The 21,333-nt window shown below is 71.3% G+C and carries 18 protein-coding genes; 6 read left to right on the top strand and 12 right to left on the bottom strand.

The features are described from left to right. Positions 1-6 precede the first annotated feature (6 nt). Both ACFY04_RS26825 and ACFY04_RS26820 read left to right on the top strand, forming a co-directional pair. Entirely contained in the window at positions 7-2,166 is a 2,160-nt protein-coding gene (locus ACFY04_RS26825) for a RecQ family ATP-dependent DNA helicase (RefSeq protein WP_389120343.1), read from the top strand. Positions 2,167-2,370: 204 nt separating this feature from the next. Further along, positions 2,371-3,000: a hypothetical protein gene (locus ACFY04_RS26820; protein ID WP_389120340.1), complete on the top strand. Its 630-nt coding sequence runs from the start codon at positions 2,371-2,373 to the stop codon at positions 2,998-3,000. A 274-nt stretch (positions 3,001-3,274) separates the two neighbouring features. On the opposite strand, the gene ACFY04_RS26815 is transcribed toward ACFY04_RS26820, so the two are convergent. The 3 genes from ACFY04_RS26815 to ACFY04_RS26805 form a co-directional block, all read right to left on the bottom strand. Beyond that, complete coding sequence (locus ACFY04_RS26815) at positions 3,275-3,919, bottom strand: hypothetical protein (RefSeq protein ID WP_389120339.1); 645 nt, start codon at positions 3,917-3,919, stop codon at positions 3,275-3,277. A gap of 59 nt (positions 3,920-3,978) precedes the next feature. Then, positions 3,979-4,689 (bottom strand): ribonuclease HII, encoded by a 711-nt coding sequence (locus ACFY04_RS26810; RefSeq protein WP_389120338.1) that lies wholly within the window; start codon positions 4,687-4,689, stop codon positions 3,979-3,981. 115 nt (positions 4,690-4,804) lie between these two features. Then, on the bottom strand, positions 4,805-5,407 hold the full coding sequence (locus ACFY04_RS26805) for a TetR/AcrR family transcriptional regulator (RefSeq protein WP_389120336.1): 603 nt from the start codon (positions 5,405-5,407) through the stop codon (positions 4,805-4,807). 141 nt (positions 5,408-5,548) lie between these two features. On the opposite strand from ACFY04_RS26805, the gene ACFY04_RS26800 reads away from it, so the two are divergent. Next, complete coding sequence (locus ACFY04_RS26800) at positions 5,549-7,102, top strand: MFS transporter (protein WP_389120335.1); 1,554 nt, start codon at positions 5,549-5,551, stop codon at positions 7,100-7,102. A gap of 96 nt (positions 7,103-7,198) precedes the next feature. Here the strand turns inward: ACFY04_RS26800 and ACFY04_RS26795 are convergent, their stop codons facing one another. The 5 genes from ACFY04_RS26795 to ACFY04_RS26775 all read right to left on the bottom strand — a co-directional run bounded on the left by ACFY04_RS26795 (position 7,199) and on the right by ACFY04_RS26775 (position 12,300). Then, positions 7,199-8,902 (bottom strand): DUF4153 domain-containing protein, encoded by a 1,704-nt coding sequence (locus tag ACFY04_RS26795; protein ID WP_389120333.1) that lies wholly within the window; start codon positions 8,900-8,902, stop codon positions 7,199-7,201. A gap of 257 nt (positions 8,903-9,159) precedes the next feature. Then, positions 9,160-10,077: an ADP-ribosylglycohydrolase family protein gene (locus ACFY04_RS26790; protein WP_389120330.1), complete on the bottom strand. Its 918-nt coding sequence runs from the start codon at positions 10,075-10,077 to the stop codon at positions 9,160-9,162. Positions 10,078-10,088: 11 nt separating this feature from the next. Beyond that, the gene (locus tag ACFY04_RS26785; RefSeq protein ID WP_389120329.1) at positions 10,089-10,748 is read right to left on the bottom strand and encodes a histidine phosphatase family protein; all 660 of its coding nucleotides are present in this window, start codon (positions 10,746-10,748) and stop codon (positions 10,089-10,091) included. 74 nt (positions 10,749-10,822) lie between these two features. Next, positions 10,823-11,428, bottom strand: coding sequence for a YdbC family protein (locus ACFY04_RS26780; RefSeq protein ID WP_030008846.1), 606 nt, complete (start codon positions 11,426-11,428; stop codon positions 10,823-10,825). 32 nt (positions 11,429-11,460) lie between these two features. Beyond that, on the bottom strand, positions 11,461-12,300 hold the full coding sequence (locus ACFY04_RS26775) for an arylamine N-acetyltransferase (RefSeq protein WP_389120327.1): 840 nt from the start codon (positions 12,298-12,300) through the stop codon (positions 11,461-11,463). 95 nt (positions 12,301-12,395) lie between these two features. Here ACFY04_RS26775 and ACFY04_RS26770 point away from each other — a divergent pair, with 95 nt between their 5' ends. Continuing rightward, positions 12,396-13,355 (top strand): DUF1152 domain-containing protein, encoded by a 960-nt coding sequence (locus ACFY04_RS26770; protein WP_389120325.1) that lies wholly within the window; start codon positions 12,396-12,398, stop codon positions 13,353-13,355. Here the strand turns inward: ACFY04_RS26770 and ACFY04_RS26765 are convergent. Next, the gene (locus ACFY04_RS26765) at positions 13,324-13,638 is read right to left on the bottom strand and encodes an amidohydrolase family protein (protein WP_389120322.1); all 315 of its coding nucleotides are present in this window, start codon (positions 13,636-13,638) and stop codon (positions 13,324-13,326) included. The genes ACFY04_RS26770 and ACFY04_RS26765 overlap by 32 nt on opposite strands. A gap of 275 nt (positions 13,639-13,913) precedes the next feature. Between ACFY04_RS26765 and ACFY04_RS26760 the strand changes: the two genes are divergently transcribed. Then, the gene (locus tag ACFY04_RS26760; protein WP_389120321.1) at positions 13,914-14,231 is read left to right on the top strand and encodes a MerR family transcriptional regulator; all 318 of its coding nucleotides are present in this window, start codon (positions 13,914-13,916) and stop codon (positions 14,229-14,231) included. 138 nt (positions 14,232-14,369) lie between these two features. On the opposite strand, the gene ACFY04_RS26755 is transcribed toward ACFY04_RS26760, so the two are convergent. Together ACFY04_RS26755 and nrdR are read right to left on the bottom strand one after the other, a co-directional pair. Continuing rightward, positions 14,370-17,258 (bottom strand): vitamin B12-dependent ribonucleotide reductase, encoded by a 2,889-nt coding sequence (locus tag ACFY04_RS26755; protein WP_389120318.1) that lies wholly within the window; start codon positions 17,256-17,258, stop codon positions 14,370-14,372. 144 nt (positions 17,259-17,402) lie between these two features. Then, entirely contained in the window at positions 17,403-17,915 is a 513-nt protein-coding gene (gene nrdR, locus ACFY04_RS26750; RefSeq protein WP_389120317.1) for a transcriptional regulator NrdR, read from the bottom strand. 469 nt (positions 17,916-18,384) lie between these two features. Here nrdR and lexA point away from each other — a divergent pair, with 469 nt between their 5' ends. Beyond that, a complete protein-coding gene (gene lexA / locus ACFY04_RS26745) occupies positions 18,385-19,179 on the top strand; it encodes a transcriptional repressor LexA (protein ID WP_389120315.1) in 795 nt (264 codons plus the stop codon). A 150-nt stretch (positions 19,180-19,329) separates the two neighbouring features. On the opposite strand, the gene ACFY04_RS26740 is transcribed toward lexA, so the two are convergent. Then, positions 19,330-21,300, bottom strand: coding sequence for an ATP-dependent DNA helicase (locus ACFY04_RS26740; RefSeq protein ID WP_389120314.1), 1,971 nt, complete (start codon positions 21,298-21,300; stop codon positions 19,330-19,332). Positions 21,301-21,333: the final 33 nt, after the last annotated feature.

Raw genomic sequence — 21,333 nt, 5'->3', positions numbered from 1 at the left:
GGGGGCATGAACGCAGACCTGAGGTCCTCGGCCGACTCCGTACTAGCCCGTCTCGTGGGCGACCCCACGGGCGCCGCCAGGCTGCGCGAGGACCAGTGGCGGGCGATCGAGGCCCTCGTGGCGCACAAGCGGCGGGCGCTGGTGGTACAGCGCACCGGCTGGGGCAAGTCGGCGGTGTACTTCGTCGCCACCTCGCTGCTGCGGGCGAACGGCGCCGGCCCCACCGTGATCGTCTCCCCGCTCCTCGCGCTGATGCGCAATCAGGTCGAGGCCGCGGCCCGGGCCGGGATCCGTGCCCGCACCATCAACTCCGCCAACCCCGAGGAGTGGGAGGGCATCCAGGCCGAGGTGGCGGCGGGCGAGGTCGATGTCCTGCTGGTGAGTCCGGAGCGGCTCAACAACCCTGATTTCCGCGACCAGGTCCTCCCCAAGCTCTCCGCCGCCACCGGGCTGCTCGTGGTCGACGAGGCGCACTGCATCTCCGACTGGGGTCACGACTTCCGCCCCGACTACCGCCGGCTGCGCACCATGCTGGCCGACCTGCCGCCGGGTGTCCCGGTGCTCGCCACGACCGCCACGGCCAACGCCCGCGTGACCGCCGACGTCGCCGAACAGCTCGGCACCGGGGCCGGTACGGACGCTCTGGTGCTGCGCGGCCCGCTGGACCGCGAGAGCCTGAGCCTGGCGGTGCTGACCCTGCCGGACGCGGCGCACCGGCTGGCCTGGCTCGCCGACCACCTCGGGGACCTGCCCGGCTCCGGGATCATCTACACGCTGACCGTGGCGGCCGCCGAGGAGGTCACCGCCTACCTGCGCCACCGGGGGCACACCGTGGCCTCGTACACCGGCAAGACGGAGAACGCCGACCGGCAGCAGGCCGAGGACGACCTCCAGGCGAACCGGGTCAAGGCGCTCGTGGCCACCTCCGCCCTCGGGATGGGCTTCGACAAGCCCGACCTGGGCTTCGTGGTGCACCTCGGCTCGCCCTCCTCCCCCATCGCCTACTACCAGCAGGTCGGCCGCGCGGGCCGTGGCGTGGAGCACGCGGAGGTCCTGCTGCTCCCCGGCCGGGAGGACGAGGCGATCTGGCAGTACTTCGCCTCGGTGGCCTTCCCTCCGGAGGAGCAGGTGCGCCGCACGCTCGACGTCCTGGCCCAGGCAGGCCGGCCGCTGTCGCTGCCCGCCATGGAGCCGCTGGTCGATCTGCGCCGCACCCGGCTGGAGACCATGCTCAAGGTGCTCGACGTCGACGGCGCCGTGCACCGCGTCAAGGGCGGCTGGACCTCGACGGGCGAGCCCTGGGCCTACGACGCCGAGCGCTACGCGTGGGTCGCCCGCCAGCGGGCCACGGAACAGCAGGCCATGCGCGACTACGCCGCGGCCACCGGATGCCGGATGGAGTTCCTGCGCCGCCAGCTCGACGACGAGGAGGCGGCGCCCTGCGGCCGCTGTGACAACTGCGCCGGCGCCCGGTTCACCGCGGAGGTCTCCACCACCGCGCTGGACACCGCGCGCGGTGAACTCGGCCGCCCGGGCGTGGAGCTGGAGCCCCGCAAGATGTGGCCGACCGGGCTCGCGGCGGTCGGCGTCGACCTCAAGGGGCGCATCCCCGCCGGGGAGCAGGCCTCGACGGGCCGGGCGCTGGGCCGGCTGTCCGACATCGGATGGGGCAACCGGCTGCGCCCGATGCTGGCCCCGCAAGCTCCGGACCAGCCGGTTCCGGACGACGTCGCGCAGGCCGTGGTCGCGGTGCTCGCGGACTGGGCCCGGGGCCCCGGCGGCTGGGCCTCGGGGGCGCCGGACGCACCGGGCCGGCCGGTGGGCGTGGTTGCCCTGCCCTCACGCAGCCACCCCCAGCTGATCGGTTCGCTGGCCGCGCGGATCGCGGAGATCGGGCGGATGCCGTTGCTCGGCGCGCTCGCCTACACGGACCAGGCCCCGGAGTTCGGATCGGTGTCCTCGAACAGCGCACAGCGGGTACGGGGGCTCCACCAAGCCCTCACCGTGCCCCCGGAGCTGGCCGATGCGCTGGCGCAGTCCGCGGGCCCGGTGCTGCTCGTCGACGACCGCACGGAGAGCGGCTGGACCGTCGCTGTGGCCGCCCGGCTGCTGCGGCGGGCAGGCGCGAAAGAGGTGTTCCCGCTGGTGCTGGCGCTTCAGGGCTAGCCGAATGCGTCATCTTCGGCGTGGCGGGGCAAGGATATGAACGGCATACCGGCGAATTCCGGTCGGCGGCGTCAATTGCTCGTTGCCGCACGCTCAGAAGCCACGCGAGAATTGGGGTGCTCCCGCTCGGCTCCTCGGCACCCTCCTGGGCCGCGCCCTGACTCCACCGTGCCCGTTCGCGGGCGTGTACCCGAAGGGAGGACCGTGACCTTCGGATTCGCGCCGCCCCCGAGCTCGTTCCTGGCAACAGCCACCGGCGGCACAAGCCGGCACGGCAGACTGCTGGAACCCGCGGAATGGACGGCGGCGGGCATTCCACTGCTCCGCAATCCGCGCGAGGTCGTCAGCGGGCTGCACTCCCGGCACAGCCCCGTGCCCTCGACGGCGGTCATCGCCGTCCTCGGGCCGGAGGAGCAGCTCGTGGCGAGCGCCTCCTTCGTGCAGCGGTCGGCCTCGGCCGACGGCTGGGAGTACCGCAACGCCCTGCTGTCCCGGCTGCGCCGGGTCCTCCCGCACGACCTGCGCAGACGGACCCCCGTGCGGACGGCGGTGCTGCTCTACTGCCGCGAGGGCGACGAGCGGTGGACCGAGGAGGACGGCGCGTGGATGTGGGGGCTGCGGGACGCCTGCACCCTGCACGGCCTGCGCTGCGGCGCGTACATCACGCTGACCCACGGCGGCTGGCAGGTGCTGGGCGAGGGCCGTGGCGGCCGGCGCCCGAGCTCCGACTCGCGGCCGCAGCGCCTGGGCGACGCCGTGGCCGAGTTCTCTCCGCTGGCCCTGCACACCGGGGGCGGCGCGGTCGAGGCACTGCGGCGGACCGCCGCACGCTGACCCCCGCAGGGCCCCCGGGTACAACCCCACGGGTACGGCCCGCGCCCGCGCTGCTGCCACCTCGCAGCTGCACCGCGGGGCTGCCACGCGTGCGGCTGTCACTCGTACAACGGCACGGTCGCCGCCTTGCGTGCGGGCATGCCTCACGGCCGTACACCCGGGAACGGGCGTACGGCGGCTCAGGCCTCAGGCTCCGACTCGGACCCCGGCGCGGGCTTCAGCGGGGCCGGCCCATGGCCCGCCCCGCCCCTCGCCCGTGCCGGGGTACAGGGCGTCAGACGCCCGCACCCAGCACGGAGTTGATCTGCTGCGGGTCGCCGCACACGATCAGCAGCGCACCCGCCCGGGTGAGCGCGACCGGCAGGGCTCCCGCGACGGTGTCGACCGCTCCGCCGTTGGCCGCGAAGACCACGACGGGACGGCCGGCGGCGCGCTGGGCCTGCGCCGCGTCCGCGTAGAAGACGTCGTCCCCGGCGTCGTGCAGGGCCCAGTACGCGGCCTCGCCGAAGGACAGCTCGTGCGCGGCCCACGGGTGCGGGTCGCCACTGGTGAGCACCAGGATGTCGCCGGGCGCGCGCCCGGTGTCGAGCAGCAGGTCGACGGCCTCTTCGGCCGCGTCCAGCGCGCCCTCGGCGGAGGCCGGGATCAGCTGGATCTGCGGCACCGCCGCGGAGACGGACGGTGCGGTGTGGGCAGCGGCAGGGGCTGCGGGAACGGGTCCGGGGGTGGCCTGCGGCGCACGCTGCGCGGGCGGTGCGGGCCTGGCGGGACCGGGGCGGCCGGGCCGCGGTACGGCGGCGGGACGCGGACCAGGTACAGGGCGGGGGGTCTGCGCGGTGCGGCTCGCGGCCGGCGTGACGCGGGGACCCTGGGCACTCTCGTGAATCTGAGGCTCCTCGATGGCGGGGGTGAGAGGCATGAGTTGATATCTATCAAACACCGGTACGAAACGTACCGGTCGGTGGCACACACGTGCGATCAGAAATCGAAGCCGAGTTGGCCTCCGTTTTCCAGCTCCATCGACTCCTCGCTGCGGCGCACCTTCTTGAGATGGCGCCACCTGGGCAGCGCGTCGAGGTACGACCACGAGAGCCGGTGGTAGGGGGTGGGCCCCAGCTCCTCCAGCGCCGCCCGGTGTACGGGCGAGGGGTATCCGGCGTTGGCGGCGAAGGCGAAGTCCTCGATTCCACCGCCCCGTTCCCCGAGTTCGGCCATCATGCGGTCGCGGCGGACCTTGGCGATGACCGAGGCCGCGGCGACGGCGATGCAGGACTGGTCGCCCTTGATCACCGTACGGACCCGCCAGGGCGGGCCGAGATAGTCGTGCTTACCGTCGAGTATCACCGCGTCGGGCCGCACCGGCAGTGCCTCCAGCGCGCGCTCCGCCGCCAGTCGGAGGGCGGCCGTCATCCCCAGGTCGTCGATCTCCTCGGGCGAGGAGTGCCCGAGCGCGTACGCGGTGACCCAGCCCTCCAGGACGTCGTGCAGGGCGTCGCGCCTCTTGGGGGTGAGCAGTTTGGAGTCGGTGAGCCCGGCGGGCGGCCGGCGCAGGCCGGTGATCGCCGCACACACGGTGACGGGTCCGGCCCAGGCCCCTCGTCCGACTTCGTCGACCCCGGCGATGACCTTGGCGCCGGTGGTTGCACGGAGGGAGCGTTCGACGGTGTGGGTGGGTGCTTCGTACGGCATGGCGCCAGCAAGGTTACGCCGCCCCGAGCCGACTTCACACCCCCGCCCCGGTCCGACCCGCCCGAGATCGGACGCGCACCCCGCTCCGCGCGCCCCGCGCCACCCCCGCCGCGTCTCACACCCTGAGCAGCGGCACCATCACCTCGTCGATCAGCGCCGCGATGTCCGCGTCCTCCCATTCGCTTCCGCACACCTTGGCGCGGTACATCAGCATCGCCGGAATGACATCCACGACAAACGGACCAGTCGCGTCCGGCCGCACGTCGCCCCGCCCGATTCCGCGCCCCACAAGCTCCCTGATCAGGCGCTGGGCCGGCTCGTGCAGACCGGACCAGATGACTCCGTGAAACCGATCGGCATGCATGTGATCGCATTCGTGAAGCACTGACCGCAGAGCCTGCCCGGCGCGCGAGTGCATCACGTCCCGCGTGCCCACACACAGCAGGTAGAGGTCCTCGCGGATCGAACCGCAGTCGGGAATGTCACCGATCCGCGGCAGGCCGCTGCGCAGCGCATCGGCCACCAGGTCCGCCTTCGACGGCCAGCGGCGGTAGAGCGCGGCCTTGCCGGTCTGCGCGCCGGACGCGACACCCTCCATGGTGAGCGCGTTCCAGCCGACCGTGCTCAGCTGCTCCAACGCGGCGTCGAGAATCGCCCGTTCGAGCTCCGGACCCCGCCGTCGCCCCGGCGTCGCCGCTGACCAGCGCGAACCCACCATCTCCCCGCCTCCGACCGGCTTGTGCGTTCGGCGCACATATTTTCAGCCTTAGTGAACGCTTGCGTTCACTAAGGCGCGACTCCTACCGTGGACCCGCAGTGAACGAATGCGTTCACTATTTCACTTTGGGGGGGATCCTCAGTGACAAGCTCTCAACTCGCCACGCCCCGGATACCGGGCGCGGCACGCCGGGAGGGGCGCCCCGGAGTGGCGCTCGCCGTCATCGCCGCGTGCCAGCTCATGGTCGTCCTCGACGCGACGATCGTGAACATCGCGCTCCCGCACATCCAGAGCGCCCTCGACTTCACCACCACCGACCTCTCGTGGGTGCTCAGCGCCTATACCCTCACCTTCGGCGGCCTGCTGCTGCTCGGCGGCCGGGCGGGCGACATCCTGGGCCGACGCCGCGTGTTCCTGGCCGGAATCCTGCTCTTCACCCTGGCCTCCCTCCTCGGCGGCTTCGCCCAGGAGCCCTGGCAGCTGCTCGCGGCCCGCGCCCTGCAGGGGGTCGGCGGCGCGATCGCCTCGCCGACCTCGCTCGCCCTGATCACCACGACCTTCCCGGAAGGCCCCGAGCGGAACCGGGCGTTCGGGGTGTTCGCCGCCGTCTCCGCGGGAGGCGGCGCGATCGGCCTGCTGGCCGGCGGCATGCTGACCGAGTGGCTCGACTGGCGCTGGGTCCTCTTCGTCAACGTGCCGATCGGCGTGCTGATCGCGGTCCTCACCCCGCTCTACATCACCGAGTCCGAGCGCCACCCCGGCCGCTTCGACATCGCCGGAGCCCTCACCTCCACCGGCGGCATGGCCTCGCTCGTGTACGGGTTCATCAGCGCCGCGGAGAAGGGCTGGCGCGACGCGATCACCCTCGGCTCGTTCGCCGCGGCCCTGGTCCTGCTCGCACTCTTCGTCGTCATCGAGTCGCAGGCCCGCGAGCCGATCGTCCCGCTGCGCATGTTCGCCGACCGCAACCGCACCGGCACCTACGTGATCATGCTCGGCCTGGCCGCCGCGATGTTCGGCATGTTCTTCTTCATCGTCCAGTTCGTGCAGAACGTACTGGGCTTCTCCCCGATCCAGTCCGGACTCGGCTTCCTGCCCGTGACGGTTGCCATCATCACCGCCGCCGGCCTCTCGCAGCGCTTCCTGCCCCGCTTCGGGCCCAAGCCCTTCATGGTCCTCGGATCCGCGCTCACCGGAACCGGGCTGGCCTGGCTGACCTTCATCCGGACCGACAGCTCCTACGTCTCCGGAGTGCTCGGGCCGATGCTGCTGTTCGGCTTCGGCATGGGCCTCAACTTCGTGACCCTCACCCTCACCGCCGTCTCCGGCGTGGCGCCGAAGGAGGCGGGCGCGGCCTCCGGGCTGCTCAACGCCAGCCAGCAGGTCGGAGGCTCGCTCGGCCTGTCCATCCTGGTCACCGTCTTCGGCACGGCCAGTCGTGACGAGGCCGCGAAGCAGGTCCCCTCCTTCATGGCGCAGGCGGACCCCGAACAGATCGCCGCCTTCAAGGAGACCGGTTTCCTGCCCGACCCGTGGGGCGACCTCGTCCTCGCCCACGGCATCTCCACTGCGTTCTACGCCGCCGTCGCCATGGCGGGCCTGGCCCTGGCCACCGCCCTGCTGGTGATCCGGGTGCGCAAGAGCGACCTGGAGGCCCTGGCCGGCGCCGCCGCGAAGGCAGGTCCGGCCGCCTGAGCGAGGCCCTCCGTACGGGGCCGGGGCCGGGCGCGGGGAACGATCCCCGCGCCCGGCCCCGTAGGTGTCCTTCCCGGAACCTCCCGCAGGGGCCTCCTAGTACTCGACGCGGCTGCCGAAGGCGCCCAGGCGCGAGCAGACCTCGTACGAGACGGTCACCGGACGCTCGCGCAGGATCTGCCGGGCCTGGTACTCGCCCAGGCTCATCGCGTACCAGGGGACGTCCCCGGCCTTGGCCATCTCGTCGTTGATCCCGCGCAGGGCGCAGGACCGCTGCGGCTCGGGCAGCCGGTCGAGGGCGGGAACGGCGTCCGCCGACAGGGACTGGAAGTAGGAGAGGTCGATCTTCGCGTCGGCCTCGAAGCGGGCCACGTTCCGCTCGGCGACCATCCCGTCCGGGGAGAGCAGGCCGAAGGCCAGGACGGCCGCGGCCGCGCTGGCCGCGAACGCGCGCGCCAGCCAGCGTCCGCCGAACAGCCCGGCCGCCATGATCAGGACGATGACCAGCCCGAGCCACAGCTCCATCGCGGCCACCGACACACGCAGCCTGGTCAGCCCGTACGCCTCCACGTAGAGGTCCATCCGGCGCAGCGCGGCGGCGACGACGACCAGCGTCAGCGCGCACAGCACCCCGAGGACGACCCGGACGAAGCGGCGGTCGCCCGCTCCGGATCGCGGGGCCCAGCGCAGGGCGAGCGCGATCACGGCGAGGGTGAGCAGGGTGGCCCAGAGCAGCTGCCAGAAGCCCTGGCGGGCGTACTCGGCGTAGGTGAGGCCGGTGCTCTCCAGGACCTTGTCGTAGCCGCCGAACAGGACGGCCAGCTGGACGGCGTTGAAGCCGGCGAAGAGCAGGTTGAGCACGATGAGCGGAAGGGCCCATTCGACGCGGGAGCGCGGCTTGCCCGGGGCCACCTTGATCCGGTCCCAGCGCAGCGGGGCCGCGGCGGTGCGGGCCGCGGCGAGCGCGAGGACGGTGCCGAGGAGGAAGAGCATGAACCGGACGGGCCCGTCCTCGACCGACACGTCGGGCAGCAGGTCGCCCAGCAGATCGGCGAAGGCCGCGTCGGCGGAGGCGAACAGCCCGCCGAAGAGCAGCAGCAGGACGACGGCCACACCGGTCGCCTTGGCGACAGGCAGCCAGCGGTCCTTGCTGACCCCGCCACGTGGGCGCAGCCCCGTCACCAGCCAGCCGATCCCGGACACGGCGGCGTCGAGGAAGCCGAGCGGGCTGAGCAGGACGCCCGGCCAGGTGCGGCTGCCGTGCAGGGCCAGCGCGCCCAGCAGGACGGCGGACAGGATCGCCAGCGTGGCCGGCCAGGCGGAGTCACGCAGGGCCGGTACGGCGAGCAGGGCGAGACAGCCGATCACCCAGGCCACGGTCCAGGGGCGGGCGCTGCGGCGGGCCGCGCGGGCGGCGACGTACGCCGCGACGACGGCGGGCACCACCGCGAGCAGCAGGCCGGGGCCCATGCCGTCGCCGAGCAGCAGCGCGGTGGCGAGACCGGAGGCGAGGACGGCGACGAGGGTCGCGGTCCGGATGGGGGCGGCCTCGGCGGGGCGCACCAGTGTGGCCCAGGAGGGCGCGGCCGAGCGTTGCTGCACCTGCCAGGGGTTCCCCGGCGCTGCGCCGGTCTGCACCCCCGGCCGAGGGCCGGCCTGCGCCCCCGGCGGTGGGCCGGCCGCGCCGGTCTGTCTGCCGTCGGCCGGATCCGGCCTCGCGGGCGAATCCCCGGCCGTGGCCTCTGCGTTGACCACGTCGTCCGTCCGGGCTTCGTCCGCCCCGCCGGTGTTCTCTGACATCGGGTTCCCTCCCCATTCGGCCGCCCCGGAGTTCAGGTTGGGGCGGCGATGCGGACAGGGTAGGCCGGTGCCATGCAGTTTTGAACAGGATCAAAAGAGTGCTGTGGCAGGACCGTGACAATCGGAGTGGGATATTTCACCGCGCGCGGACGCGCCCGAGGCGCCGGGCGCCTCGAACACTCCGCACACGGCTGGGACACCGACATGCGCCGAGCCGCACCGGCTCCCCGGCGTCCCGTCGGATCGGTCCACGGGCGTCAGCCCGCCGCGACCTCCGGCAGCCAGGCCGGCAGTGCCTCGGTACGCGCCAGCCAGGCGGCCGGCAGCACGGCGTCACCGCGCGCGCCCAGCACCCCGCCGACGATCGCGCAGGTCGTGTCGACGTCCCCGCCCACCTGCGCGGTGGTCCAGAACGCCCGCTCGTAGTCGTCCAGCGCCCGCGCCGCCGACCATAGGGCGAACGGCACGGTGTCGTGCGCGCTCGTACGCCGCCCGCAGCCCAGGACCGCCGCAACCGTGGTGGCGTCGCCGTAGTCCAGCATGTCCCGCGCGCGCCGCAGCCCCGCGCCCACCGCGCTGCGCGGCACCAGTGCGATCACCCCGTCCAGCAGGTCGGAGGCCTTCGGCGGGCCGTCGGAGCCCGCGGCCAGTGCCGCCGCCGCGGCGACGGCCATCGCCCCGCACACGGCCTCGCGGTGCTGGTGGGTGGTGTAGGCGGAGATCTCCGCCTGGTGGGTGGCCTGCTCCGGGTCGTCGGCGTACCAGGCACCGAGCGGCGCGATGCGCATCGCGGCGCCGTTGCCCCACGAGCCCTGCCCGTTGAACAGTTCGGCAGCCAGCGTGCGCCAGTCCTGCCCCTCCCGCACCAGACGCAGCATCCGGTTCACCGCAGGCCCGTACCCACGGTCGAAGTCGTGGTGGTGGGCGAAGGAACTCGCCAGCGCGTCCTGGTCGATCCGCCCGTGCCCGGCCAGCACGGCCACCACCGAGCAGGCCATCTCGGTGTCGTCGGTCCACTGCCACGCCTGGGCGCCGGTGGGCAGCTCGCGCCGCTTGAGCAGGGGGTAGTTCACGGGGACGAAGTACTGGGAGCCCAGGGCGTCACCCAGCGCCAGCCCTCGAAGGCTGGCCATGGCGCGCGCGTAGCGCCGTTCGGGAGTGGAATCAGGCGTCATCGCGGGCCACTCTAGCCGTCCAGGTCATAAGGCTCGGGTGTGGTCCACCGCTCAAACGGGCGGTCCAACCGGTACCGGCCGTCCGGGCCGAGCAGGAGCATCCGGAATTCGCCGTTGCCCGGATTGGACAGGGCCTCGAATTCGGCCACGGACCAGTGGAACCAGCGCATGCAGAACAGCCGCATCGTCAGCCCGTGCGTCACCAGCAGCACGTTCTCGGGATGGTCGGGGGCCTCGAAGCTGCGGTAGAGGCTTTCCAGGAAGGACCCGACCCTGTCGTACACATCGGCCCCCGACTCGCCCTGCGCGAACCGGTAGAAGAAGTGGCCGTACGCGTCCCGGTACGCCTTCTGCAGCCGTACGTCGTTCTGGTCCTGCCAGTTGCCCCAGTCCTGCTCGCGCAGGCGGGGCTCCTCGCGCATCCGCACCCGCGTCGGGTCCAGCCGGAGCTCCCGGAAGGTCTGCAGGGTGCGGCGGTACGGGGAGACGTACGCGCTGATCGTCTCGGTGCCGAAGAGCTCGCGCAGCCGGACGCCTGCCGCCGACGCCTGCTCGCGCCCGGCAGGGGTCAGCCGCAGGGCGTGATCGGGCTCCCGTTCGTACACGGAGTCGTCGGCGTTCCCCTCCGATTCCCCGTGTCGGACAAGGACGATGCGCCGTGGTCGAACCATTCCACGAGCCTATTCGGCAACCGGGCAGCCCGCCGACCGGGCACGCCGACCGATCCCCGGCGGTCATCGTACGGTCATACCGTCCAGGAGGGTTCGAGGTCGACGACATCGCCGGTGAGGGCCTCGACATCGGCCTGGATCTGGGCGCGCAGGGAGAGCCGCTCGACCCGCTCCTGCCGGTACTTGCCGTGCTCGGCGGCGGCGTGCCACATCGAGAGCACCAGGAACTCCCGGCCCGGGGCCTCCCCGAAGAGGCCGCGGACCATCCCGGGCGAGCCCGCCATCGCCGGGTTCCACACCTTCTCCTGCATGAGGGCGAAGTGGTCGACCCGGCCCTCCCGGACCCGCGTGTGCGCGACCCGTACGACGTCGGCATCGGTGAAGCGCGGCTCGAAGCCGGTCTTCACGTCGAAGCGGTGGTCGAAGAGGGTGACCCGCAGATCGGTGTAGGTGCCGTTCTGGGAGGCGGCCAGCCGGTCGTGCGAGCGGGCCATGAAGGAGTCGTAGAAGGACCGGCTCTCCCAGAACGCGAAGACATGCGCGACCCCCTGCCGGCCCCGGCTCCAGCCGCCGCCCTGCCCCCGGAATCCCGGCTCACCCGGCAGCCCCGCCCATTTTCGCTGCCCGCGCTCGAACCCGCGTCGGTCCGTCACCGTGCAGCGAATCCACTTGACCAGCACGGCGCCATCGTACGGGCCAGGCGCGGCCCCGGTCAGTCCTCGGCGCGGTGGATCCGCACCAGTTCCGCCGCGTCCCGATTGGGCAGCCGAAGCCCGAACTCCCGGTCGAGCACGGCAAGCAGCCCGTCCGGGCCGACGATCTCCTGCTCGGCCCGGCCGTCGGGGTGCAGCCGGGTGAGTTCCCGCCCGACGAGCGCCTGGCGGACGCCGTCGCCCGGGCGCTGGACGATCAGCCGCCCGACGAAGGAGGAGGTGGGGTGGCTGGAGCTGTAGTGGTTGAGTACGACGTAGTCGACGGGGTGGTATCGCTGCGGGGAGAAGGCGTACAGGTCCCGCCAGGTGTCGCCGCGCAGCAGGCACAGCGCGAGGACGCCGTCCTCCTCCTCGCGGACGCGGTACGTCCACTCGCCCTGCCGCACCTCGGCGCCCGGCCGGCCCAGCGGCACCGGCTCCCGAGGCCCCTGGAACCCGAACCCGGCATCGCACAGCCACGGTTCACCCTCGACGGTGACGACGAGGACGGCGTGCGTCACCGCGAGGACGGAGTCCCCGCGGGTGCGGTTGCGGGCACCGCGCCCGGAGACCTCGAAGCCGATCCGCTCCAGGGCGGCGGCCAGCAGCGAGTTCTGCTCGTAGCAGTAGCCGCCGCGGCGGCCGTGCACGAGCTTGTCCTCGATCGACTTGAGGTCCAGCGCGACGGGGCGGCCGAGCAGGACGTCAAGGCTCTCGAAGGTGATGGCGGCGGTGTGGGCGCGGTGCACTGCGTACAACGTGCCGAGGTCCGGCCGGAGTTCCCCGGACGGCTCCCGGTCCCCCTGATATCCGATCCGGTCCAGATACGCGTCCAGGTCCAGCTCGTCACCGCTCCACATGAATGACCACCTCCCTGTTCCCCCGCCTCGTCGGCCATCGCACTGCCGTGAAATCCGGAGGCGCGCTGTCACACGCGCCCCGCACAATGATCAGCATGACGGCCCTGCACTCCAACCCGCTTTTCGACCGCCTCACCGACGCCGAAAGCATCCTGGTCACCGGGGCGGGCGGTGGCTTCGACATCTACGCCGGCCTCCCCGTGGCCCTGTCCCTCATGAACCAGGGCAAGCGGGTCCACCTCGCGAACCTCTCCTTCAGCGCGCTCGCCGGACTGCCCACCGAGGCGTGGGTGGCCCCCGACCTGGCCGCCGTCACCCCTGACTCGGCGCCCCACCTGTCCTATTTCCCCGAGCGGACCCTGGCCCAGTGGCTGGAGGCGCACGGCTACCCGGCCACCGTGTACGCCTTCCCCCAGACCGGGGTGCAGCCGCTGCGCGCCGCCTACCGCGAGCTGGTCGACCTGCACCGCATCGACGCGATCGTCCTGGTCGACGGCGGCACGGACATCCTGATGCGGGGCGACGAAGCGGGCCTCGGCACCCCCGAGGAGGACCTCACCAGCGTCGCGGCACTCGCCGCCCTGGAGGACGTACCCGAGCGCCTCGTCGTGTCGGTGGGCTTCGGTGTGGACGCGTACCACGGCGTCAGTCACGGCCTGGTGCTGGAGAACATCGCGGCGCTGGAGCGCGCGGGCGCCTACCTCGGCGCGTTCTCCATACCGCGCGCCACCAGGGAGGGCGCTCTCTTCCTGGACGCGGTGGCCCATGCCCAGGAGCAGACCCCGGACCGGCCCAGCATCGTGAACGGCTCGATCGCCGCGGCCGTCCGGGGCTCCTTCGGCGACGTGCAGTTCACCAGCCGCACACGGGGCAGCGAGCTCTTCGTGAACCCGCTGATGTCGTTGTGCTTCGCCTTCGACCTGCCGGGGCTCGCCGCGCGCTGCCTCTACCTGGACCGCATCGAGGACACCCACCTGATGCGCCAGGTGCATTCCCGGATCGCCGAGTTCCGCGAGGAGCTGGTCACCCGTCCGTCCCGCCGCATCCCCCACTGACCCGTGCCGGTGGTCGAAGACCGAGCGGTTCCGCGAGGGTGCCACCCAGAACGCGATCGCGCACCGTGCCCGGCCTGGTCACGCGTTCTACGGTGGCCCGAGCGAGGAACGGATCGCTGTACGGCGCGTCCGAGCCGAACAAAGTACGGTCGGGCACCTCGTCGATCGCCAGCCGCACCGCGAAGATGACGCCGTCCGTCGACAGTTCCAGGTACAGGTTCGGGGTCTCCTGGGCCGGCTCGATGGCCGTCAGCCAGTTCGGCCCGCCGAGTTGGCTGATCACCAGGGGGACGGACGGGTGCGGCGGGGTCAGCTCACCGATACCCCGGAAGCCCCGGCCGATGGCCTCCCGCTCGACTGCCAGCTCGATCCGCTCGGCCGGCTGATCCAGTCGGACCTTGCCGAAGCCGATGAAGCGATCGGGGTACGCCGCGCACGCCGCCGCGAGTTCCTCCCCGCGGCCCGGTGGCTGTCCGGACCGCTGGCACGTCCGCTGACCGTCTCGTCCGGCACACTCATCTCGCGCCGGAAGGAAGCCAGATCGGTGGCCCGCTCGGGATGCGGCAGAGCACTGAAGAGCACCGCGCGGTGCACTCCTGCCTCGTCCAGCATCGGGCCAACGGATACCGCGACTACGACGATGCTGCCGAGCGGACGGTCGGTCAGATCCGCGCCCTGCCGGCGGCCGGGCTGTCCACCAGCCTGATCCGGCAGGTGCTGCCCTGCGCCCTCGCGGACGGCTCGCTGCGCCCGTGTCCGGGAGTGCTGGACAAGCTGCGCACACAGCTCACCCACCCCGACCGGCGCGCGGAGGACTCGGCACAGGCCCGCCGGACTCTGCGGCAGGCCATCGCGGCAGCCGAACACGCCGAGTAGCCGCACGGCCGGCTCGGCCGGCTCGGCCGCATGCGCACCCGGTGCAACCGCGGCATCGGTGAAACGCGCGGTGCGGTGTCCGCGTCACCGCGAACACCCCACCTGAACAGCTACCTCACGCCCGGCAGGGCGTCATGATCAGCTGCAGCCGCTCGTCGAGCCGCAGCCCTCGCAGATGTAGCAGGAGCCGGCGCGCTGCATCTTCGTACCGCAGGAGAAGCAGAGCGGGGCGTCGGCGGAGACGCCGAGCTGCATCTCGACCAGTTCGGCGTTGCTGTGCGCCGTCTTCGGGGCCGGGACGGGGACGGCCGCGACCGGCTTCGGCGCCGACGGGACCGCGGCCAGCGGGGTCGCCTGCATCAGGGACTCGGTGTCCAGCTCGTCCTCGAGCGGCTCGTAGGAGCCGGTGTCCAGGTGACGCTGGCGCTCCTCGGCGGTGTGGATGCCGAGGGCCGAGCGGGTCTCGAAGGGCACGAAGTCCAGCGCCAGGCGGCGGAAGATGTAGTCGACGATCGACTGCGCCATCCGCACGTCCGGGTCGTCCGTCATGCCGGCCGGCTCGAAGCGCATGTTGGTGAACTTCGAGACGTAGGTCTCCAGCGGAACGCCGTACTGCAGACCGACCGAGACGGCGATCGAGAAGGCGTCCATCATGCCCGCGAGGGTCGAGCCCTGCTTGGACATCTTCAGGAAGACCTCGCCCAAGCCGTCGTCCGGGTAGGAGTTCGCCGTCATGTAGCCCTCGGCGCCACCGACCGTGAAGGAGGTGGTGATGCCCGGGCGGCCCTTGGGGAGGCGCTTGCGGACGGGGCGGTACTCGATGACCTTCTCGACGGCGGCGCGGATGGTCTCCTCCGCCTTGACGGTGACCTCTTCCTTCTCCGCCTCCTTCTTCTTGGCGGAGAGGGGCTGGCCGACCTTGCAGTTGTCGCGGTAGATCGCGAGCGCCTTGACGCCCATCTTCCACGCCTCGAAGTAGATCTCCTCGATCTCCTCGACGGTCGCCGTCTCCGGCATGTTGACCGTCTTCGAGATCGCGCCGGAGATCCAGGGCTGGATCGCGGCCATCATGCGGACGTGGCCCATCGCGGAGATGGAGCGCTCGCCCATGGCGCAGTCGAACACCGAGTAGTGCTCGGTCTTCAGGCCCGGGGCGTCGACGACCACACCGTGCTCGGCGATGTGGGAGACGATCGCCTCGATCTGCTCCTCCTGGTAACCCAGGCGGCGCAGGGCCTGCGGGACGGTGCCGTTGACGATCTGCATCGAGCCGCCGCCGACGAGCTTCTTGAACTTGACCAGGGCCAGGTCCGGCTCGACCCCGGTGGTGTCGCAGGACATCGCGAGACCGATGGTGCCGGTCGGCGCGAGGACGGAGGCCTGGGAGTTGCGGAAGCCGTTCTTCTCGCCGAGGCGCAGGACGTCCTGCCAGGCCTCGGTGGCCGCGGCCCAGATGCTGTTGTCCAGGTCCTCGGTGCGCGGCGCGACGGCGTTGGCGTCGGCGTGCTGCTTCATGACGCGCTTGTGGGACTCGGCGTTGCGGGCGTAGCCGTCGTACGGGCCGACGATGGCGGCCAGCTCGGCGGAGCGCTTGTACGCGGTACCGGTCATCAGCGAGGTGATCGACGCGGCGAGGGTGCGGCCGCCGTCGGAGTCGTACGCGTGGCCGGTGGCCATCAGCAGGGCGCCGAGGTTGGCGTAGCCGATGCCCAGCTGGCGGAAGGCGCGCGTGTTGTCGCCGATCTTCTGCGTCGGGAAGTCCGCGAAGCAGATGGAGATGTCCATCGCGGTGATGACGAGCTCGACGACCTTGGCGAAGCGCTCGGCGTCGAAGGACTGGTTGCCCTTGCCGTCGTCGTTCAGGAACTTCATCAGGTTGAGCGAGGCGAGGTTGCAGGACGTGTTGTCCAGGTGCATGTACTCGCTGCACGGGTTGGACGCGGTGATGCGGCCGGACTCGGGGCAGGTGTGCCAGTTGTTGATCACGCCGTCGTACTGGATGCCCGGATCGGCACAGGCCCACGCGGCCTCGGCGAGCTTGCGGAAGAGCGCCTTGGCGTCGACCTTCTCGATGACCTCACCGGTCATACGGGCACGCAGGCCGAACTCGGTGCCGTTCTCGACGGCCGTCATGAACTCGTCGTTCACGCGGACGGAGTTGTTGGCGTTCTGGTACTGCACGGACGTGATGTCGTCGCCGCCCAGGTCCATGTCGAAGCCCGCGTCGCGCAGGGCGCGGATCTTCTCCTCCTCCTTCACCTTGGTCTCGATGAAGGCCTCGACGTCCGGGTGGTCCACGTCCAGGACGACCATCTTGGCCGCGCGGCGGGTGGCGCCGCCCGACTTGATCGTGCCTGCGGACGCGTCGGCGCCGCGCATGAAGGAGACCGGACCGGAGGCGTTGCCACCGGAGGAGAGGAGCTCCTTGGAGGAGCGGATGCGGGAGAGGTTCAGGCCGGCGCCGGAGCCGCCCTTGAAGATCATGCCCTCTTCCTTGTACCAGTCGAGGATCGACTCCATGGAGTCGTCGACGGCCAGGATGAAGCAGGCGGAGACCTGCTGCGGCTGGGGCGTACCGACGTTGAACCACACCGGGGAGTTGAAGCTGAAGATCTGGTGCAGGAGGGCGTAGGTCAGCTCGTGTTCGAAGATCTCCGCGTCGGCGGGCGACGAGAAGTAGTCGAAGTCCTCGCCGGCCTTCGTGTACGTCTTCACGATCCGGTCGATCAGCTGCTTCAGACCGGTCTCGCGCTGCGGGGTGCCGACCGCGCCGCGGAAGTACTTGCTGGTGACGATGTTGACCGCGTTCACCGACCAGAAGTCGGGGAACTCGACACCACGCTGCTCGAAGTTGACCGAGCCGTCGCGCCAGTTGGTCATGACGACGTCACGGCGCTCCCAGCTCACCTCGTCGTAGGGGTGCACGCCCGGGGTGGTGTGGATGCGCTCGATACGCAGGCCGCCCTTGGCAGCCTTGGTCCCCTTGGCGCGGGAACCACGTGCCGAGCTGCTCGCCGTCTCTGTCATGCCGCTTCCTCCCATATGCGGGCAAAAACGCCCTAAAGTGCCATCGATATTCCGCGGCACGGTGCTGTGTCTTGTATCTACGTCTCTTCGCCTGGCCGACCGGCCGTGTCACGGCGCGTGAGCGCCCCGGCACGGGTGGTCCGGTCAGTCGGCGGCGGAGGCGGGCACGGGGACCTGGGCGGTCCCACCGAGCTCGCACTCTTCAGGATGAGGCCGCGACACGCGGAGTTCCGCGATGGCGGTCTCGAAGTCTTCAAGGGTGTCGAAAGCTTTGTAAACGGAGGCGAAGCGCAGGTACGCGACCAGGTCGAGCTCCTGCAACGGGCCGAGTATGGCCAGACCCACGTCGTGGGTGGTCAGCTCGGCACTCCCGGTGGCGCGCAGCGCCTCCTCGACCCGCTGGCCGAGCTTGGCGAGGGCGTCCTCGGTGACCGGCCGCCCCTGGCACGCCTTGCGCACGCCGGAGATGACCTTGGTACGACTGAAGGGTTCCGTCACTCCGCTGCGCTTGATCACCATCAGCGAGGCCGTCTCCACCGTCGTGAAGCGACGGGAGCAGTCGGGGCACTGACGGCGCCTGCGGATCGACGTGCCGTCGTCCGTGGTGCGACTGTCGACGACACGGCTGTCGGGGTGCCTACAGAAGGGGCAGTGCATGGTTCCCTCACCCTCCCTTTTGGCACGACCGAATCACCTCACGGAGCCCCTGAACGACGGAGGCGGACTCCGTCGGGGGCTCGTGAAGCAGCCACCAGCATATGCGATGACGGGGCCCCCGGAAGACCTGAGGACCACAACCTCTGGGTGGCAGCGCTCATCCAACCACTAGATCTTGGGTTGTGGCGGATTCAGACGGCTCCGCGTGTCGCGGCGTCCGATGGGCGGACACGGGGCCTGCCGGTGCCACACTGGGCGCACGCCCGAAAGGCGGCGATCCGACCGGGAAGGGTACCGTAAGCGGCGGATGCCGGGCCGAACCCGCGTTCGGCGAACCGATCGTCCATACACCCCTCGATATGTCCACACAGGACGATCTGCGATTTTTCACTCGAACGTGTGTTTGGCGCAACCTTTCGAAAGCTACTACCGTTGTCCAGCTAGGGAGAACATTTCGAGAGGGGCCGACGTGACCACCACCGCAGACAGTGCCGCCATCACTGCCCAGAACCGCTCCCAGAGCCGACTCGAGCCGGTGCATGCCATGAACGACGCAAACCCGAACCCGGATGCGGAACCCGTAGTACGCCCCGCACGCTCGCTGCCAGGTCGACCTCCAGGCATCCGCGCCGACAGCTCCGGGCTCACGGACCGGCAGCGGAGGGTCATCGAAGTCATTCGCGACTCCGTGCAGCGACGGGGTTACCCGCCGTCGATGCGGGAGATCGGCCAGGCGGTCGGTCTGTCCAGCACCTCGTCGGTCGCACACCAGCTGATGGCCCTGGAGCGCAAGGGCTTCCTGCGCCGTGACCCGCACCGCCCCCGGGCCTACGAGGTGCGCGGCTCCGACCAGCCGAGCTCGCAGCCCACGGACACCACCGGCAAGCCCGCCGCCTCCTACGTTCCCCTGGTCGGCCGGATCGCGGCCGGCGGCCCGATCCTCGCCGAGGAGTCGGTCGAGGACGTCTTCCCGCTCCCCCGCCAGCTGGTCGGCGACGGCGAGCTGTTCGTGCTCAAGGTCGTCGGCGACTCGATGATCGAGGCCGCCATCTGTGACGGCGACTGGGTCACGGTCCGTCGCCAGCCGGTCGCGGAGAACGGTGACATCGTCGCCGCGATGCTCGACGGCGAGGCCACGGTCAAGCGCTTCAAGCGCGAGGACGGCCACGTCTGGCTCCTCCCGCACAACGCCGCCTACCAGCCGATTCCCGGCGACGAGGCGACGATCCTCGGCAAGGTCGTCGCGGTACTGCGTCGGGTCTGACCCCGCCGCCCCCATACAGCCCCCGGGACCCACTGCGCCGGTTCCGGGGGTTGTTCTGTTCTTTGCGGCTAAACCGCCGCCGCTCTCGCGGATGTCGTTGCTCGCCGCTTGGGTTGCCCCATTGATGGTCGTCGCTCGTGCTCCCGAGAACTACTTGCCGTCAGCGTGAGCGGCAGCGTCGATCGCCGCCAGGGAACGCCGGACCTGATTGCGGTCCGTGGTGTACCAGAAGTCCGGCAGCGTGGCCCGCAGGAAGCTCCCGTACCGGGCCGTCGCCAGCCGGGGGTCCAGGACCGCGACGACACCCCGGTCACCCGAGGCCCGTACGAGACGGCCCGCGCCCTGCGCCATCAGCAGCGCGGCATGCGTGGCCGCAACCGCCATGAAGCCGTTGCCGCCGTGTTCCTCGACCGACTTCTGGCGGGCGCTCATCAGCGGATCGTCGGGGCGCGGGAAGGGGATCCGGTCCATGACCACGAGCTGGCAGCTGGGACCGGGCACGTCCACGCCCTGCCAGAGCGACAGTGTCCCGAACAGGCAGGTCTTCGGGTCGGCGGCGAAGGACTTGATCAGCTCGCCGAGGGTTTCCTCGCCCTGGAGCAGGATCGGGTTGTCGAGCCGGCCGCGCAGCTCTTCGGCGGCCGCCTTGGCGCCGCGCATGGAGGAGAAGAGACCGAGGGTACGGCCGCCGGCCGCCTCGATCAGCTCGGCGAGCTCGTCCATCATGTCGCCGCGGGTCCCCTCGCGGCCCGGCGTGGCCAGGTGCTTGGCGACGTAGAGGATGCCCTGCTTGGGGTAGTCGAAGGGCGAGCCGACGTCGAGGCCGCGCCAGACGGGTACGTCGTCGCCCTCGACCCCCTCGGGGGACAGGCCCAGGGAGGCCGCGACCCCGTTGAAGTCGCCGCCCAGCTTGAGGGTGGCGGAGGTCAGGACCACGGAGCGGTCCTCGAACAGCTTCTCGCGCAGCAGGCCGGACACCGACAGGGGCGCGACCCTGAGGGTGGCGCCGAAGCGGTCGTGGCGCTCGTACCAGACCACGTCGTACTCGGAGCCGTTGGTGATCCGCTCCGCCACCCCGTGGATGCTCTCCACCGCGGCCAGTGCCTGTTTGCGCACCGCGTCCTCGTCGTGGACGGACTTGTCCCGGGTCGCGCCGATCGCCGAGATCACATTGCGCGCGGAGTCCCGCAGGGACATCAGCGCGTAGCCGAGGTCCTCGGGGATCTGCTCCAGCCGGCCCGGGAGCGCCAGCTCCATGACCCGCTCGAAGGTTTCGGAGGCGGTCTGCAGGGAGTCCGCGGTCTTCTCGTCGACCAGCTTGGCGGCGCGCTTCACGGCCCGGTTGACCTGGCCCGGGGTGAGCTCGCCGGTGGCGACCCCGGTCACCCGGGAGACCAGCTCGTGGGCCTCGTCGACGATCAGCACCTCGTGCTGCGGCAGCACGGGGGCGCCCTCGATGGCGTCGATGGCGAGGAGAGCGTGGTTGGTGACGACCACGTCCGCGAGCTTGGCCCGCTCCCGGGCGGCCTCCGCGAAGCACTCGGCGCCGTACGCGCACTTCGTCGCGCCCAGGCACTCGCGGGAGGAGACGGAGATCTGCGACCAGGCCTTGTCCGAAACACCCGGGGTCAGGTCGTCGCGGTCGCCGGTCTCGGTCTCGTCCGCCCAGTCGCGCATGCGCAGCAGGTCCTGGCCGAGTTTGCTGGTGGGCGCGGCCGCCTCGAACTGGTCGAAGAGCCCGTCCTCCTCGTCCTGCGGAGCGCCCTCGTGCAGGCGGTGCAGGCACAGGTAGTTGGACCGGCCCTTGAGCATGGCGAACTGAGGGCGGCGGCGCAGCTGCGGGTGCAGTGCCTCCACCGTCCGTGGCAGATCGCGTTCGACGAGCTGCCGCTGGAGGGCGAGGGTCGCCGTGGCGACGACCACGCGCTCGCCGTGTGCGAGGGCCGGCACCAGGTAGCCGAGGGACTTACCGGTACCGGTACCGGCCTGGATCAGCCGGTGGGAGTTGTCGTCGATCGCTTCGGCGACGGCTTCGGCCATGGCCACCTGGCCGGGGCGCTCCGTGCCGCCGACGGCGGAGACGGCGGCGTGCAGCAGGTCGGGGAGGGAGGGCTTCGTCATAGCACTGCCAACCCTACGGGGCCGCAGTGACAG

This window comes from Streptomyces sp. NPDC001549, assembly GCF_042894025.1.
In the GTDB taxonomy this organism is placed as follows: domain Bacteria; phylum Actinomycetota; class Actinomycetes; order Streptomycetales; family Streptomycetaceae; genus Streptomyces; species Streptomyces kutzneri.
The sequence above is the reverse complement of the archived record's forward strand: the minus strand, read 5'-3'. Positions and strand labels throughout refer to the sequence as shown.